Annotated in this window: 16 protein-coding genes; 8 read left to right on the top strand and 8 right to left on the bottom strand. The window is 71.3% G+C overall.

Annotated features, from left to right (window positions below; genetic code table 11):
* Positions 1-96 precede the first annotated feature (96 nt).
* Positions 97-1,362, top strand: a complete 1,266-nt coding sequence (locus DJ010_RS05125; RefSeq protein ID WP_245927224.1) for a M16 family metallopeptidase — start codon at positions 97-99, stop codon at positions 1,360-1,362.
* Between the two features lie 366 nt (positions 1,363-1,728).
* Here the strand turns inward: DJ010_RS05125 and DJ010_RS05130 are convergent, their stop codons facing one another.
* Positions 1,729-2,247, bottom strand: a complete 519-nt coding sequence (locus tag DJ010_RS05130) for a class I SAM-dependent methyltransferase (RefSeq protein WP_109692588.1) — start codon at positions 2,245-2,247, stop codon at positions 1,729-1,731.
* Positions 2,248-2,326: 79 nt separating this feature from the next.
* On the opposite strand from DJ010_RS05130, the gene dapB reads away from it, so the two are divergent.
* Together dapB and DJ010_RS05140 are read left to right on the top strand one after the other, a co-directional pair.
* The gene (dapB, locus tag DJ010_RS05135; protein WP_245927226.1) at positions 2,327-3,082 is read left to right on the top strand and encodes a 4-hydroxy-tetrahydrodipicolinate reductase; all 756 of its coding nucleotides are present in this window, start codon (positions 2,327-2,329) and stop codon (positions 3,080-3,082) included.
* 133 nt (positions 3,083-3,215) lie between these two features.
* Positions 3,216-4,856, top strand: a complete 1,641-nt coding sequence (locus DJ010_RS05140; RefSeq protein ID WP_109692590.1) for a M4 family metallopeptidase — start codon at positions 3,216-3,218, stop codon at positions 4,854-4,856.
* Positions 4,857-4,923: 67 nt separating this feature from the next.
* On the opposite strand, the gene DJ010_RS05145 is transcribed toward DJ010_RS05140, so the two are convergent.
* The 3 genes from DJ010_RS05145 to DJ010_RS05155 form a co-directional block, all read right to left on the bottom strand.
* On the bottom strand, positions 4,924-5,160 hold the full coding sequence (locus DJ010_RS05145; RefSeq protein ID WP_109692591.1) for a hypothetical protein: 237 nt from the start codon (positions 5,158-5,160) through the stop codon (positions 4,924-4,926).
* A 70-nt stretch (positions 5,161-5,230) separates the two neighbouring features.
* Complete coding sequence (locus tag DJ010_RS05150; RefSeq protein ID WP_109692592.1) at positions 5,231-5,998, bottom strand: DeoR/GlpR family DNA-binding transcription regulator; 768 nt, start codon at positions 5,996-5,998, stop codon at positions 5,231-5,233.
* A 31-nt stretch (positions 5,999-6,029) separates the two neighbouring features.
* Positions 6,030-7,088: a zinc-dependent dehydrogenase gene (locus DJ010_RS05155; RefSeq protein ID WP_109692593.1), complete on the bottom strand. Its 1,059-nt coding sequence runs from the start codon at positions 7,086-7,088 to the stop codon at positions 6,030-6,032.
* A 184-nt stretch (positions 7,089-7,272) separates the two neighbouring features.
* On the opposite strand from DJ010_RS05155, the gene DJ010_RS05160 reads away from it, so the two are divergent.
* Complete coding sequence (locus DJ010_RS05160) at positions 7,273-9,252, top strand: PTS mannitol transporter subunit IICBA (protein WP_245927229.1); 1,980 nt, start codon at positions 7,273-7,275, stop codon at positions 9,250-9,252.
* A 6-nt stretch (positions 9,253-9,258) separates the two neighbouring features.
* Here the strand turns inward: DJ010_RS05160 and DJ010_RS05165 are convergent, their stop codons facing one another.
* The gene (locus tag DJ010_RS05165; protein ID WP_109692595.1) at positions 9,259-9,813 is read right to left on the bottom strand and encodes a GNAT family N-acetyltransferase; all 555 of its coding nucleotides are present in this window, start codon (positions 9,811-9,813) and stop codon (positions 9,259-9,261) included.
* A 59-nt stretch (positions 9,814-9,872) separates the two neighbouring features.
* Here DJ010_RS05165 and DJ010_RS05170 point away from each other — a divergent pair, with 59 nt between their 5' ends.
* On the top strand, positions 9,873-10,868 hold the full coding sequence (locus DJ010_RS05170) for an aldo/keto reductase family protein (RefSeq protein ID WP_109692596.1): 996 nt from the start codon (positions 9,873-9,875) through the stop codon (positions 10,866-10,868).
* A gap of 8 nt (positions 10,869-10,876) precedes the next feature.
* Here the strand turns inward: DJ010_RS05170 and DJ010_RS05175 are convergent, their stop codons facing one another.
* From DJ010_RS05175 to DJ010_RS05185, 3 genes are read right to left on the bottom strand one after another with little or no spacing between them, the layout of a single operon-like run.
* Positions 10,877-11,455 (bottom strand): DUF3043 domain-containing protein, encoded by a 579-nt coding sequence (locus DJ010_RS05175; RefSeq protein ID WP_109692597.1) that lies wholly within the window; start codon positions 11,453-11,455, stop codon positions 10,877-10,879.
* Between the two features lie 23 nt (positions 11,456-11,478).
* On the bottom strand, positions 11,479-12,663 hold the full coding sequence (gene nadA / locus DJ010_RS05180; RefSeq protein ID WP_109692598.1) for a quinolinate synthase NadA: 1,185 nt from the start codon (positions 12,661-12,663) through the stop codon (positions 11,479-11,481).
* 52 nt (positions 12,664-12,715) lie between these two features.
* The gene (locus tag DJ010_RS05185; protein ID WP_109692599.1) at positions 12,716-13,594 is read right to left on the bottom strand and encodes a GNAT family N-acetyltransferase; all 879 of its coding nucleotides are present in this window, start codon (positions 13,592-13,594) and stop codon (positions 12,716-12,718) included.
* Between the two features lie 34 nt (positions 13,595-13,628).
* Between DJ010_RS05185 and DJ010_RS05190 the strand changes: the two genes are divergently transcribed.
* From DJ010_RS05190 to erpA, 3 genes are all read left to right on the top strand, one after another.
* Positions 13,629-14,732, top strand: coding sequence for a glycerate kinase family protein (locus DJ010_RS05190; RefSeq protein ID WP_109692600.1), 1,104 nt, complete (start codon positions 13,629-13,631; stop codon positions 14,730-14,732).
* A 31-nt stretch (positions 14,733-14,763) separates the two neighbouring features.
* Entirely contained in the window at positions 14,764-15,870 is a 1,107-nt protein-coding gene (locus DJ010_RS05195; protein WP_109692601.1) for an NAD(P)-dependent alcohol dehydrogenase, read from the top strand.
* 81 nt (positions 15,871-15,951) lie between these two features.
* On the top strand, positions 15,952-16,392 hold the full coding sequence (gene erpA, locus DJ010_RS05200) for an iron-sulfur cluster insertion protein ErpA (protein ID WP_245927231.1): 441 nt from the start codon (positions 15,952-15,954) through the stop codon (positions 16,390-16,392).
* The last annotated feature ends 8 nt before the right edge of the window (positions 16,393-16,400 follow it).

Consider the following 16,400-nt stretch of genomic DNA (forward strand, 5'->3'; position numbering starts at 1 on the left):
TCCGTCCCGACGGCCGGCCAGCGTCACGCTGGCCGGCCGTCGGCTCTCCCGGCCGCCTCCGGAGCGGGTCGCGCGTCCACGAGCACGCTGGAGACGGTGCGCGACGCCGCCGGCCACGTGACGTCACAGGTACGACGCACGGTGCTGCCGTCCGGCCTGCGGATCGTCACCGAGCAGATGGCGGGGGCCCGCTCGGCCTCCATCGGCATCTGGATCGGCGTGGGCTCCCGTGACGAGACCCCGACGACCCACGGCGCGTCGCACTTCCTCGAGCACCTGTTGTTCAAGGGCACCGACGAGCGGTCCGCGCTCGACATCTCGATCACGCTCGACGCCGTGGGCGGCGAGTTCAACGCGTTCACCGCGAAGGAGTACACCTGCTTCCACGCGCGGGTCCTCGGCGAGGACCTACCGCTGGCGGTCGACGTGCTCGGCGACATGATCACCGGGTCGCTGCTGGAGCAGCACGACGTCGACGCCGAGCGCGACGTGATCCTCGACGAGATCGCGATGCACGAGGACGACCCCGACGACGTCGTGCAGAACCTGCTCGCGGAGCTGGCGTGGGGGAGCGGCCCGCTCGGCCGTCCGATCGCCGGCACCACCGAGTCGATCGAGGCGATGACGCAGGGGCAGATCCTGCGCTTCTACCGCAAGCACTACCGGCCGGAGAACATGGTGATCTCCGTCGCCGGCGCGGTCGACCACGGTGAGGTGGTACGGGCGATCCGCCGCCACTTCTCCCGCCACGGCTTCCTCGACGACGCCGCGGCGCCCCACGGGCCGCGCACCAGCAACCGTCGCCCGCGCATCCGGGGCCGCGAGGGCCGGGTCTCCCGTCCGTTCGAGCAGGTCAACGTGGTCGCTGCGGTCGAGGGCATCGCCCGTGACGACGACCGACGGTTCGCCCTCGGCGTGCTCAACACCGCCCTGGGCGGCGGCACGTCGAGCCGGCTGTTCCAGGAGGTGCGTGAGCACCGGGGCCTGGCCTACTCGGTCTACTCCTTCGCGAGCCACTACGCGGACTCCGGGCTCGTCGGCGTCGCCGTCGGCTGCCTGCCCGACCGCCTCGACGAGGTGCTCGAGGTGGTGCGGGTCGAGCTGTCCCGCATCGCCGCCCACGGCATCACCGCCGAGGAGCTGGCCCGCGGCAAGGGCCAGCTGATCGGCGGCCTCGTCCTCGGCCTCGAGGACAGCGCTTCACGGATGATGCGGCTCGGCAAGGCCGAGCTGGTCTACGCCGACGTGCTCGGCATCGACGAGGTGATGGCGCGCATCGAGGCCGTCACCCTCGAGGACGTCCAGGCCGTCGCCCACGACGTGTTCTCGCGGCCCGAGCTGCTGGCCGTCGTCGGACCATAGTCGGTCGGCAACTGTGGTGGTCGAGTAGCGCCCACGGCTGAGCTTGCGAAGCCGTGACGGCGCGTATCGAGACCCGGTGACGTGGGCGTCGGCCTCGGCCACTGTCAGTTGTCGACCTCGGCGTTCGGCTCACGGCGTCTCGATACGCGCGGTCACGACCTCGTTCCTCGGTCGTGCGCGCTACTCGACGACCGACGCTTGCTGAGTCCAGTCGACGCCCTCGCAAGCTCGGGCGAGGTCGGCGTTCGGCTCGCGGCGTCTCGATACGCGCGGTCACGACCTCGTTCCTCGGTCGTGCGCGCTACTCGACGACCGACGCTTGCTGAGTCCAGTCGACGCCCTCGCAAGCTCGGGCGAGGACTGGACTCATCGGCGCCCGATGATCCCGACGACCGGGGGCTTGTCGGAGGTGGCGATGTAGACGCGGAAGCCGCCCTGGGTCAGCGCCTCGGCGGTCTTGGAGATGATCTCGGGGACCTGCTCGGGACGCGTGGTGTCGTAGAACAGGTTGACCGAGCCGCCGGGGAGCACGCGCTCGTGCAGCAGGGCGACCTCCTCCTTGCAGTCGCGCACCCAGAACAGGTTGACGTCGAAGGCGAAGACCTTGGTCAGCCGCTTCACCGGCACCCGCAGCGTCGCGAGGTCGATCTGTCGCACGGTGAGGCGGCCGGCCTCGATGTGGGCTGCGCAGCGCTGCTTGGTGCGGTCCACACCCGCCTCGGAGCGGTCGATCGCGAACAGCTTGCCGCGCCCCTCCAGCCGCCGGCAGATGAGGTCCGCGGCGTGCCCGGAGCCGCAGCCGATCTCCAGGATGTGGTCCTGGGGCTGCACGTCGATGAAGTCCACCGCCCAGCGGAGCCGGGCCGGGATCGTCTGCACCGCCATGGGTCCAGCCTGCCAGATCGGCGGGTCGAACCGCGGGACCGACGGGGTTCCGAGACCGACGAGCACTAGGTTGGAGACCGTGGAGAGTAGTCGGGTACGGGTCGGGGTCCTGGGGGCGCGCGGCAAGGTCGGGTCCGAGGTGTGCAAGGCGGTCGAGGCCGCTGACGACCTCGCGCTGGTGGCCGAGGTCGACCAGGACGACCCGATCGACGCGCTGCTGACGTCCGGCGCACAGGTCGTCGTCGACTTCACCCATCCCGACGTGGTCATGGACAACCTCGAGCTCTGCATCGACCACGGGATCCACGCCGTGGTGGGCACCACCGGCTTCGACCAGGGCCGGCTGGACACGCTCACCGGCTGGCTGGCCGACCGCCCCGAGGTCGGCGTCCTGATCGCCCCGAACTTCTCCATCGGCGCCATCTTGATGATGCGCTTCGCCGCCACGGCCGCGCCGTTCTACGAGTCGGTCGAGATCGTCGAGCTGCACCACCCCGACAAGGCGGACGCGCCGAGCGGCACCGCGCGTCGTACTGCGGAGCTGGTGGCGGCCGCGCGCCGCGAGTCCGGCAGTGGCCCGGTCCCCGACGCGACGTCGACGGCCCTCGACGGCGCCCGCGGCGCCGTGGTCGACGGCATCCACGTGCACGGCCTGCGGATCCGCGGCCTGGTCGCCCACCAGGAGGTCGTCCTCGGCGGCCTGGGGGAGACGCTCACCATCCGGCACGACTCGCTGGACCGCGCGTCCTTCACCCCGGGCGTCCTCACCGGCGTGCGGAAGATCGCCGACCACCCCGGCCTCACCGTGGGCCTAGAAGGCTTCTTGGATCTCTGATCCGGCACCGCTGCAGGTTCCTGCGGTGCACGAACCTGCACGTGCGACCGGCTGGCCGTGTGCCAGCAGCGGTGGGACAGTCTGCTCGCCCGCGCGAACCGTCGCGCCGGCACACCCACGAAGGAGCAGAACCGTGTCGAATCTCGGGAGCCGATCTCGGACCCACCTGGCGGCAGCCACCGCTGCCGTCGCTGCCGTCGCCACGCTCACCCTCGGCGCCCCCACCGGTGCCTCGAACGCCTCGCCGAGCAGCGCCCGGCCGAGCGACGACCGCGTTGCCCACCGCGCGGTCGCCGCACTGAAGGAGCACCCGGTCGCGGCGCGCGCGACGAAGGGGCAGGAGTTCCGCTCCGTCGCCACCATCCGCGACGCCGACGGCGCCACCCACGTCCGTCTGGACCGCACCTACCGCGGACTCCCCGTCATCGGCGGCGACCTGGTCGTGCACCAGGGCCCCGACGCGACGTGGGAGGGCGTGAGCCAGACCCTCGCGGCTCCGCTGCGCCTCTCGGTCCGGCCGACGGTCGGCAAGGCCCGCGCCGAGCGCGCGGTCACCGCCCGCGACCAGGTCACCCGCAAGATCCGCAAGCTCCGCGTGGAGGGCACGACCCGCCTCGTCGTGAACACGATCGGCGGTGCGCCGCGGCTGGCGTGGGAGGTCACGACCGGTGGCCGTTACACCGACGGCACCCCCAGCCGGCTGCTGACCTACGTCGACGCCCGCACCGGCGCCGTCATCCGCCGCGAGGAGCGGATCCAGACCGCGGACGGCGAGGGCACCTCGCTCTACAGCGGCACCGTCGACCTCCAGGTCACGCCGTCCGGGTCGAGCTACCAGCTCAAGGACCCGACCCGCGGCAACACCTACACCACCGACATGAAGAACAAGTCCGACAGCGTCCTCTGCACCCTGCTGGGCCTCGGGTGCAGCAACGGCACCCTCTTCACCAGCACCGACACCTCGTTCGGCAACGGCCAGACGAGCAACCGGGAGTCCGCAGCCGTCGACGCGCAGTACGGCACCAGCGTCACCTGGGACTACTACAAGCTCGTCCACCAGCGGGACGGCATCTTCGGCGACGGCAGCGGATCCTTCAACCGGGTCCACTACGGCAACGCCTACGCGAACGCGTTCTGGGACGGCACCAAGATGACGTACGGCGACGGCGACGGCACCACGTTCGGCCCGCTGGTCTCGCTCGACGTCGCCGGGCACGAGATGTCGCACGGCGTCACCGAGAACACGGCCGGCCTGACCTACTCCGGTGAGTCCGGCGGCCTCAACGAGGCCACCTCCGACATCTTCGGGACGATGGTCGAGTTCTACGCCGCGAACGCCAACGACCCCGCCGACTACTACATCGGCGAGGAGTTCGACCTCGCCGACCACTCCGGTTTCCGCCGGATGGACAACCCGTCGCTCGACGGCAGCTCGCACTCCTGCTGGAGCACGTCGACCAAGAACGTCGACGTGCACTACTCCTCGGGCGTCGGCAACCACTTCTTCTACCTGCTCGCCGAGGGATCGGGGCAGAAGACGATCGGCGACAAGGTCCACAACTCGCCGACCTGCAACGGTTCGACGATCCAGGGGATCGGCCGCGGTGACGCGGAGAAGATCTGGTTCAAGGCGCTGACGGCCTACATGACGTCGGGCACGACCTACGCCCAGGCCCGGACCGCGACCCTCAACGCCGCCTCCGACCTGTTCGGCGCGAACAGCCTCCAGCGGTCCACCGTCGCCGCCGCCTGGAGCGCCGTCAACGTGAACTGACCGATCTGCAGGGTCCTCCGGGGCGGACCGCGTCGTGCGGTCCGCCCCGGACGCCCGTGGTCGCCGGTCAGGCGAAGGCGCTGACCCTCCGCAGCAGGTCGAGGCTGGGGTAGGTGGACTCACGGATCTTGTCCAGGAGGACCTCGGCGTACGGCGCGACGTCCTCGGGCGCGAGGAGCTCCTCGGCCATGTCCATCATCGTGACCGAGGGGAACCGGTCCGCCTCGATCTTGTCCAACAGCACCTGCAGCACCTGACGGTGCAGCTCCACGGCCACGCTCCCCGCCTTGTTCGCGTCTGCCATTCCGCTCTCCTCCCTCGTGCCTCCCTCGTGGTGAGGCGCTCGGTACCCGAACCGCAGGAGGCTAGGCCAGCTAGGCGACGATGACCTCGATGCCCGACCGCTCCAGCGCGCTCCGGTCGCCGGCGTCGATGCCGGGGTCGGTCACGACCACGTCGAGCTGGTCGATGGTCGCGAACCGCACGGGGCTCTCGACGCCGAGCTTGGAGGAGTCGGCGAGCACGACCACCCGGCGGGCGCTGCGGACCATCGCCCGCTTCACCGCCGCCTCCTCGATGTCGGGCGTCGAGAGGCCGTACTCCAGGGTCAGGCCGTTGGTGCCGACGAACGCGACGTCGGCGCGCACCTCGCCCAGCGCGGCGACCGCGTCGGCGCCGACCGCCGCCTGCGTGGTCGGGCGGACCCGGCCGGGGAGCAGGTGAAGGTCGAGGTTGCCGCGCGGAGCCAGCCGCGCCGCGACCGGCACGGCGTGGGTGATCACCACCAGCGGCAGGTCCGACGGCAGGGCGGCGGCCAGCCGGGAGGTCGTCGTGCCGGCGTCGAGCAGCACCGATCCGCCGGCGACGGGCAGCTGCCCCAGCGCGGCCTGCGCGATCCGGTCCTTCTGCTCGGCATGGGCGACGTCGCGCTCGCCGATCGCGGTGTCGATGACCGCCAGCCGGTCGCCCGCGACGGCGCCGCCGTGGACCCGGCGGACCAGGCCGATGCTCTCGAGCGTGGAGAGGTCGCGGCGTACGGTCTCCGTGGTGACCTTGAACCGCGACGCGAGGTCGTTGACCGACCACCGCCCGGTCTCGGTCACCAGCTGCGCGATCGCCTGCTGGCGCTCCTCTGCATACACAGGGCTTGTCCTACCACGAACGAGCCGTGGCTCAGGGCTCCACGGTGACCTTGATGGCAGCGCCCTTCTCCACGATGGCGAACGCGTCGAGCACCCGCTCGAGCGGCACGTGCTCGGTGATCAGGTCGGCGACCGGGACCTGGCCGCTCGCGATGTAGTCCAGCGCCCGCTTGTTGTGCTCGGGCGCCGAGCCGTTGGCGCCGTGGATGTGCAGCTGGCGGTAGTGGACGACGTTGGAGTCGCAGGTGATCGTCGGGTTGGTCTTGGGAAGCCCGCCGAAGAACGAGATCCGGCCGTTGCGGGCGGCCATCGCGATCGCCTGCTCCTGGGTGACGTTGGCGGCGGTCGCGGTGATCACGACGTCGGCGCCACGGCCGCCGGTGAGCTCGAGGACGCGCTCGACGACGTCGACCTGGGAGCCGTCGATGACCTCGTCGGGGTGCACGGCGTCGGCGGACATCGCCAGTCGGTCGGCGTTGACGTCGACGAGGTAGACCGGGCCGGCCCCGTGGACGCCGCGGGCGAGGCGGATGTGCATGCACCCGATCGGTCCGGCGCCGAAGACGACGACGGTGTCGCCCTCCTCGATCCCGAGCAGCTCCTGGGCGTTGATGGCGCAGGCGAGCGGCTCGGCGGCCGAGGCCTCGGCGAAGCCGACGCCGTCGGGGATCCGGTTCAGGCCGTCCACGGCGAGCACCTGGCGGGGGACGATCATGTACTCGGCGAAGCCGCCGTCGTACTGGTAGCCCACGGACGTCTGGTTCTGGCAGACCGCCATCCAGCCCTTGCGGCACTCGTAGCACTCGCCGCACGGCACGGCCGCGATCACCTGCGCGCGGTCGCCGACCGACCAGGAGGCGCCGTACGTCGACGCCACGTCCGCTCCGACCTCGACCACCTCGCCGGCGATCTCGTGGCCGGTGATCCGCGGGGGAGTCAGGTTCTGGTGACCGTTGTGCAGGATCTTCACGTCGGTGCCGCAGGTCGAGCAGTTGCGGACCTTCAGCTTGACCTCGTCGGGTCCGCACTCGGGCTCGGGCACCTCCTCGACGCGCACGTCCTCCGGTGCGTAGAAGCGAAGGGCCTTCATCGATCTGCCTCCTGGGGCCGAGAGCGGTCTGACTGCTCGACCATACCGTATTTGGTTGGCTTTGGGTCTGCGGATTTGTGGTTATAGGGGGTTGACTGCACGAAAATGGGCGCGATACAAAGACATTCACAGATCGAGTGACGGGCGTCACGTCCGTCTGGCAGGAAGCAGAGCGATGGCCACGATGACTTCACAGGCAGCACCCCAGGGCGGCGTCCGCGTCCGCGTCCAGCGGTTCGGCACCTTCCTGTCGAACATGGTCATGCCGAACATCGGCGCGTTCATCGCCTGGGGCCTGATCACCGCCCTGTTCATCGAGGTGGGCTGGCTCGCCGAGCTCGGCATCGGGGACGACCCGGGCAGCTGGGTCGCCGAGATCGGCGGCTGGGGCGAGTTCGCCGGCGGCGGCATCGTCGGGCCGATGATCACCTACCTGCTGCCGGTCCTGATCGGCTACACCGGCGGCAGGATGGTCTACGAGACCCGCGGCGGCGTGGTCGGCGCGATCGCGACGTTCGGCGTCATCGCCGGCACCGAGATCCCGATGTTCATGGGCGCGATGATCATGGGCCCCCTCGGCGGCTGGACGATGAAGAACATCGACGCGATCTGGGACGGCAAGATCCGCCCCGGCTTCGAGATGCTCGTCAACAACTTCTCCGCCGGCATCTGGGGCATGCTGCTCGCGACGTTCGGCTTCTTCGGGATGAGCCCGATCCTCACCCGGATCAGCGACGAGGCCGGCGACGGCGTCGGCTGGCTGGTCGACCACGACCTGCTCCCGTTCACCTCGCTGCTCATCGAGCCCGCCAAGGTGCTGTTCCTCAACAACGCCATCAACCACGGCGTGCTCACGCCGCTCGGCTCGACCGAGGCGCTCGAGCAGGGCAAGTCGGTCCTGTTCCTGCTGGAGGCCAACCCGGCCGCCGGTCTCGGCCTGCTGCTCGCCTACTCGATCTTCGGCAAGGGCCTGGCGAAGGCCTCGGCGCCCGGCGCCGCGATCATCCACTTCTTCGGCGGCATCCACGAGATCTACTTCCCCTACGTCCTGATGAAGCCGAAGCTGATCCTCGCGATGTTCGCCGGGGGGATGACGCAGATCTTCATCAACGTGCTCTTCGACTCCGGCCTGCGGGCGCCGGCCGCCCCCGGCTCGGTGATCGCCGTCTACGCCCAGACGCCCGGGGACAGCGTCGTCGGCGTGACGTTGTCGATCATCGGCGGGGCGGCCGCGTCCTTCGTCGTGGCGGCCTTCCTGCTGAAGACCGACAAGACCGTCGAGGCCGAGGACGAGCTCGTCGGCGCCACCCAGCGGATGGAGGCGATGAAGGGCAGGTCGTCGATCGCCTCGTCGGCGCTCGTCGCCGGCGCCGCCTCCGCCGCCACCGGGCCGATCCGCTCGATCGTGTTCGCCTGCGACGCCGGGATGGGCTCGTCCGCGATGGGCGCGTCGGTGCTGCGCAAGAAGGTGCACGGCGCGGGCTTCACCGACGTCACCGTGGTCAACAAGGCGATCGCCAACCTGACCGACGACCACGACCTGGTCGTCAGCCACCAGGACCTCACCGAGCGCGCAGCGCTCCGCTCGGGATCGGCGGTGCACGTGTCGGTCGAGAACTTCATGGACAGCCCGGCCTACGACGAGATCGTGGAGCTCGTGCGCCAGCGCAACGGCGGCGGGGGACCGGCGCCGGCGGCCGCGCCGGAGCCGACGGGCAGCCCCGTCGGCGGCGACCTGCTGTCGCCCGACTCGGTGGTCCTCGGCGCTGTCAGCACCAGCCGGGACGATGCGATCACCCGCGCCGGCGAGCTGCTCATCGCGGCCGAGGCGGTCGACGCGTCGTACGTCGCCGCGATGCACGAGCGGGAGAGGTCGGTGTCGACGTTCATGGGCAACGGGCTCGCGCTGCCGCACGGCACGAACGAGGCGAAGCCGTCGATCCGACGCACCGCCGTCTCGTTCGTCCGGTACGACGACGGGGTCGACTGGAACGGCAAGCAGGTGAAGTTCGTGGTCGGCGTCGCGGCCCGGGGCGACGACCACCTCAAGCTGCTCGCCCGGATCGCGGAGATCTTCGTCGACAAGGAGCAGGTGGCCCGGCTCGAGGCTGCGACCTCGCCGGACGAGGTGGTCGCGATCCTGGGCGCAGCGCAGCCGGCCTGACGAAACCTAGAGCGGGGGATCACCGATCGAGGCGTGGAGCCGGACCTGCTTGACGGTGCCGGCTCCCGTCTCGTCGGCGAGCTCGCGGCTGGCGCCGTCGGGCTCCCAGCCGGCGCCGGCGAGGAACGCACGGGTCTCGTCGTCGGTGCTGTCGACCCAGGTGGTCACCCGGGTGAAGCCATCGGCCACCAAGGTGTCGACGGCGGCCTGGAGCAACCGCGACCCGTGACCCTCCCGGACGCGCTCCGGGTGCACGGTGAGCTCGCCGATCGCGCCCTCGACCGCCGGGTCGGCGTCCGGGTCGGTCGCCGGTCCGGTCAGCACGAACCCGACGACGGTGGCGCGCTCGAGGGCCACCAGCGCGCGGTGCCGGGCCTCCGGGGGCCGAGCGAGCGTGGCCTGCCAGGCCTCGGCGTGGGTGTCGGCGTCGAGGCCGCGCTCGGTGAGCAGGTCCGGGAGCAGCGCGTCGTACCGCTGCTCCCAGGCGCGTCGCTGGACCGCGGCGATGGCGGCGGCGTCCTGGGCCCACGCCACGCGCACGGAGACGTCGGCGGTGGTCACAGGCACATCCTGTCAGCCGGTCCTGGGGGTCCTCACGACGGCCGGACTAGGTTGGGGACATGGAGATCCGCAACCTCGGTGCGAGCGGCCTGAAGATCTCGGCCATCGCGTACGGCAATTGGCTCACCCACGGCTCCCAGGTCGAGGAGGACGCCGCGCTCGCGTGCGTCCGGCAGGCCCTCGACGAGGGCATCACGACCTTCGACACCGCCGACGTCTACGCCAACACCGCGGCCGAGAGCGTGCTCGGCAAGGCACTGGCGGGGGAGCGGCGCGAGGGTCTCGAGATCTTCACGAAGGTGTTCTGGCCGACCGGGCCGGGCGCCCACAACGACAAGGGACTCTCCCGCAAGCACATCCTGGAGTCGATCGACGGGTCGCTGCGCCGGCTCGGCACCGACTACGTCGACCTCTACCAGGCGCACCGCTACGACCACGGCACCCCGCTCGAGGAGACGATGGTCGCCTTCGCCGACGTCGTCCGCAGCGGCAAGGCGCTCTACATCGGGGTCTCGGAGTGGCGCGCGGAGGAGATCCGCGCGGCGGCCGAGCTGGCGCGCGAGCTGCGGGTGCCGCTGGTGTCCAGCCAGCCGCAGTACTCGATGCTCTGGCGGGTCATCGAGGCCGAGGTGGTGCCGACCTGCAAGGAGCTCGGCATCGGCCAGATCGTCTGGTCGCCGATCGCGCAGGGCGTGCTCACCGGCAAGTACCTGCCGGGCCAGGCGCCTCCGGCCGGCTCGCGCGCGACCGACGACAAGGGCGGCGCCGACATGATCTCGCGCTGGCTCGAGGACGACGTGCTCGAGCGGGTCCAGCAGCTCAAGCCGATCGCCGAGGGTGTGGGCCTCAGCCTCGCCCAGCTGGCCGTGGCGTGGGTGCTGCAGAACGACAACGTCTCGGCCGCGATCATCGGCGCCTCGCGGCCCGAGCAGGTCACCGAGAACGTCAAGGCGGCGGGTGTCACCCTCGACGAGGCCACGATGAAGGCCATCGACGACGTCGTGGGGCCGGTCGTGACCGCCGACCCGTCGCTGACGAAGTCGCCGAGGTTCTAGCGCGACCGCTAGCGGTAGTCCTCGGGGAGCGCCTGGCCGATCTTGACCTTGGCCTTGGGCATCCGCATGAACTTCATCTGCATCGAGCGGGAGATGGCGTACCACGTCGTGCCCCGCGTCGACTCTCCCGGGAACCGGCGCGCGAGCTCCTTGCGCACCCGGATCCGGAGCACGACCAGGTCGACGATGACGAAGAGGAAGGTCGCGAGCATGACGACCTGGCTGGCCTGCATCAGCGCCTGCGCGCCGGAGTAGCCGAGCAGCAGCGTCACGATCAGCAGCGGGATGATCAGCTCGACGATCGAGAACCGGCTGTCGACGTAGTCGCGGATGAAGCGGCGGACCGGGCCCTTGTCACGGGGGAGCAGGTAGCGCTCGTCGCCGGTCTTCATCGCCTCGCGGATGTGGCGGCTGTTCTCCGTGCGGACCTCCCGGGCCCGCTGCGCCCGCTCCTTGCGGGTGCGGGGTGCCCGCGCCTTGGCGCGGGCCAGCGCCTCGGCCTCCTTGCGGGTCGGCGTCGGACGGCCCTTGCCGCCGGGCTTGGGCGTGACGACGGGCTCGGGCTCGGGCTTGGTACGACGGAACACGCTGCTGCTTTCTCTTCTCTGGGTCAGTCGCGGTGGCTCTTGCCGGGCAGCTCGAGCATCCGCTGCAGGGCGACCAGCGCCTCCTGCTCGGTCTGCGGGTCGACCTCGATCCGGTTCACGACCACGCCCTCGACCAGCGACTCCATCGCCCACACGAAGTGGGGGAGGTCGATCCGGTTCATCGTCGAGCAGTAGCAGACGTTGCGGTCGAGGAACATGATGTTCTTGTCGGGGTGGGCCTTGGCCAGCCGCTGCACGAGGTTGAGCTCGGTGCCGATGGCCCAGCTCGAGCCGGCGGGCGCGGCCTCGATCGTCTTGATGATGTACTCCGTCGACCCGACGAAGTCGGACTTGAGCACGACCTCGTGCTGGCACTCGGGGTGCACCAGGACGTTGAGGTCCGGCACCTTCGCGCGCAGGTCGTCGATGACGTCGGCGGAGAACCGGCCGTGGACCGAGCAGTGGCCCTTCCAGAGGATCATCTTCGCGTCGCGAAGCTCCTCGGCGGTGAGACCCCCGTTGGGCTTGTGGGGGTTCCACACCACGCAGTCGTCGAGGCCCAGGCCGAGCTTGAGGACCGCGGTGTTGCGGCCCAGGTGCTGGTCGGGGAGGAAGAGGACCTTGGTGCCGGCCTCCACACCGCCCTTCTGCGCGAACGCCCAGTCGAGCGCCACCTCGGCGTTGGAGGAGGTGCAGACGACGCCGCCGTTGCGGCCGCAGAACGCCTTGATCGCGGCGGTGGAGTTCATGTAGGTGACCGGGACGACCTGGTCCTGGACACCGGCCTGGGCCAGCGCCTCCCAGGCCTTCTCGACCTGCGCGATGCGCGCCATGTCGGCCATCGAGCAACCCGCGGCCAGGTCGGGGAGGATCACCTGCTGGTGCGGGCTGGTGAGGATGTCGGCCGACTCCGCCATGAAGTGCACGCCGCAGAACACGATGTACTCGGCGTCCGGCCGCGCTGCGGCGTCGCGCGCGAGCTTGAACGAGTCACCGGTCACGTCGGCGAACTGGATGACCTCGTCGCGCTGGTAGTGGTGCCCGAGCACGAACACCTTGTCACCGAGTGCCTCCTTCGCCGCGCGGGCGCGCGCGACCAGGTCGGGGTCGGAGGCCGCCGGCAGGTCGCCGGGGCACTCGACGCCACGCTCGGAAAGCGGGTCCGTGCCACGGCCCAGCGGCAGCAGCGGGAGGTCGACGGTCGTCATGGTCGAATCCTATTCCGCGTCCCTGCGGACGCCGATTCGCGGTTCGGGTGCGCTAGAGCAGTGCTCCGTTGTGAACGTACGGCGCCGGCGGCGGCATTCCGCGCACGCCGAGGTAGCCCGACTGGGCCAGGGTGAGGCCGGCGGTGAGCCCGACGTCCACCGCCCACGGGTTGGCGCCGGTCACGTGCGGCACCAGGTACTCCTCGCCGGCGTGGGCGAGGCAGGCCCAGAGCAGGGTCCGGGCGGTCGCCTCGTCGGTGGCGGCCAGGACCTCCAGCCGGGTCCCGCTGGTGTAGGCGAACCCGCGGCCGGTGGGGGACTCCGCCACGAGCGGCCGGGCCGTCTCGGCGAGGGCGGCGTGGTCCGGGCCGTGGCCGCCGCCGCGGAGCTCGCGGGCGACGGCGTCCATCAGGGTCCGGTCGTCGGGCCGGGCGTCCCGGACGCCGCTCACCGCGACCAGCTGCCGCCGGTCCACCGTCCCCTGCAGCAGCATCTGCGGGTGCAGGGTGAAGCCGGCCCGCCAGTAGCGCCGGACGGCGCGCGCGTCGACGGAGGCGGAGAGCAGCCCGACGGGCGCGTGCGCGCCGTACGCCTGGGCGGCGGTCAGCAGCCGCCGGCCCACGCCGGCCCCCTGCAGCCCGGGGCTGACGGCGTACGTCGCCAGGCACCACGCCCGCTCCCGCACGAACGACGTGGCGAACCCGACCACGCCGCTGTCGTCCTCGGCGACCCAGCAGCCACCGGCGTCGTGCTCGAGGAAGCGCTGAGTGCGGGAGATCCATCTCGCCGAGCCCTCGGGTGTGCGACGCTCCGGCTCCGGCCAGTCCCGCGGGAAGGTCCGCCGGTCCAGCTCCAGGAACGCCTCGTCGCTGATCCGCTCGGCAGTCGGCACGTCGGTCGGCAGCATCGGGCGGATCAGTACCTCGGTCACGTCAGGAACCTACGACCCGGGCAGGATGGGCCGCATGCGGATTCTCGTGGCGCCCGACAAGTTCGCGGGCACCCTGACCGCGGTCGAGGCGGCCGAGGCCATCGCCGCGGGCTGGCGGCGGCACGCGCCCGCCGACGAGGTCGACCTGGCCCCGATGTCGGACGGCGGCCCCGGCTTCGTCGACGTGCTGAACGCCGCCCTCGGCGGCGAGCTGCTCGTCGAGACGGTCTCGGGTCCGTTCGGTGAGCCGGTCCCCGCGACCGTGCTGCTGGTCGGCGACACCGCCTACGTCGAGAGCGCCCAGGCCTGCGGCGTGCACCTGACCGGTGCTGAGCGGGCCGAGCGCGCGAGCACCGCCGGCGTCGGCGAGCTGGTGGCGGCGGCCATCGGCGCCGGTGCCCGCACGGTCGTGGTCGGGCTGGGCGGGAGCGGCACCAACGACGGCGGAGCCGGCTTCCTCGGGGCGTTGGGCGCGGTCGCGGACGCGCCGCTGGACGAGGGCGTGCTCGGCATCAACGGGGTGCGCCAGGTCGACCTGGCGCCGGCCCGCGCGCGCACCGACGGGATCGGCCTGGTGGTCGCCACCGATGTGGATAGCCCGCTCACCGGGCTCTTCGGCGCGACCCGCACGTTCGGGGCGCAGAAGGGCATCCTCGAGGAGCGGATGCCGCTCGTCGACGGGGTGCTCGAGTCGTTCGCCGCCGTCACCGACTTCAAGACCTCGCTCGCGAAGGGCGCCGGAGCGGCGGGCGGGCTGGGGTTCGGGCTGCTGCTCCTGGGCGCCGAGCGGACGCCCGGGATCGAGCTGGTGGCGCGGGCGGTGCGGCTGGCCGACCGCGCCCGGCAGGCCGACCTCGTCGTCACCGGGGAGGGCGCCTTCGACTTCAGCAGCCGCGCCGGGAAGGTCCCGGCGGGCGTCGCGGCCGTCGCCGCCGACGCCCTGCGGCCCTGCATCACGCTGGCCGGTCAGGTGCTCGTCGGCTCCCGCGAGATGCGGGCATTGGGGATGGACGCCGCGTACTCGCTCGTCGACCTGGTCGGGGAGGAGGAGGCGTTCGCCGACCCGGCGGGATCGCTGGGACTGCTGGCACAGCGGGTCGCGCGCACCTGGTCCTCGGGAGATCCCGCGGCCGAGTGACGTGAACTGGAACATGTTCTAGATTCGGCCCATGCAGACGACCGTCGCCCTCGCCGCGGCACCCTTCACCGACGGCAGCCACGAGTTCACGTTCACCGAGGTCGAGCTCGACGACCCCCGCCCGGACGAGGTCCTGGTCCGCGTCGTCGCCACGGGGCTCTGCCACACCGACCTGACCGTGCCGACGATGCTCCCGGCCGAGATGTTCCCGACCGTCCTGGGGCACGAGGGCACGGGCGTGGTCGAGGCGGTCGGGGCCGAGGTCGACGGCATCGAGGTCGGCGACCACGTGGTGATGAGCTTCCGGTCGTGCGGCGCGTGCGGGTCGTGCGAGGCGGGGGATGTCGGCTACTGCGAGCAGAACATCCTGCTGAATTACATGGGCATGCGCGCCGACGGCTCCACGACGATGCGGCGCGGCGAGCAGACCGTCTTCGGGAGCTTCTTCGGGCAGTCGAGCTTCGCCCGGCACGCGCTCGCCTACGCCGACAACTGCGTGGTCGTCCCGAAGGACCTCGACCTCAGCCTGCTCGCCCCCTACGGCTGCGGGTTCCAGACCGGAGCGGGCACCGTCCTGGAGGTGCTGCGCCCGGCCGCCGGCGAGAGCCTGGTCGTCTTCGGCGCCGGCGCGGTCGGCCTCGCGGCGGTGGCCGCCGCCCGCGGGACGGGCGTCGAGACGGTGGTGGCGGTCGACCCGGTCGCGGAGCGCCGCCGGCTGGCCGAGGAGTACGGCGCGCACGCGATCGACCCCGGCGTGGAGGACCCGCCCGTCGTGGACCGGGTCAAGGAGCTCACCGGCGGGGGAGCGTCGTACGCGATCGACACGACGGCGCTGCCCGCCGTGGTGCTCCAGGCCCAGCACGCGCTGCGGTCACGGGGAACCCTGGTGGCGCTGGGGCTCGGCGCGCCGGAGTACACGATCGACGCGATCGACCTGCTCTCCCGAGGCTTGGTGGTGCGGTCCTCGATCGAGGGCGACGCCGACCCGCAGAAGATGATCCCCGAGCTGATCCGGCGTCGGGCGGACGGCGGGTTCGCGGTCGACCACCTGGTGGCGACCTACCCGTTCGAGCGCATCGACGACGCGATCGCCGACACCCTCGCCGGCAAGGTGGTGAAGGCGGTCCTCACCTGGTGAGACCGCGCCGACATCGGGAATAACCGCCGGTGTGCGACCATTGGACCTGTCGAAACCGACCCGATTTTGTCTGGAGTGAGCATGAGCGACCAGTGCGGATGCGGCGGCCACGGCCACAGCCACGGAGCTGCGGCGGCCCCCGCGACGAGCACGGCGACCGCGACCGCGGCGGCCCCCGTCGCCGTCGAGCGGCGTGAGGACCAGATCAACCTGAGCCCGGTCGCCGCGAGCAAGGTCAAGAGCCTCCTGGAGCAGGAGGGCCGTGACGACCTCTCGCTGCGGATCTCGGTGCAGCCCGGTGGCTGCAGCGGCCTGCGCTACCAGCTCTTCTTCGACGAGCGCAGCCTCGACGGCGATGTCGTGACCGACTTCGACGGCGTCGCGGTAGTCGTCGACCGGATGAGCGTCCCCTACCTCAACGGCGCGGTGATCGACTTTGTCGACACGATCGAGAAGCAGGGCTTCACGATCGACAACCCCAACGCCACCGGATCCTGCGCCTGCGGCGACTCGTTCCACTGAGCACAGAA

The sequence above is a fragment of the Nocardioides silvaticus genome, from assembly GCF_003160695.1.
GTDB lineage: Bacteria > Actinomycetota > Actinomycetes > Propionibacteriales > Nocardioidaceae > Nocardioides > Nocardioides silvaticus.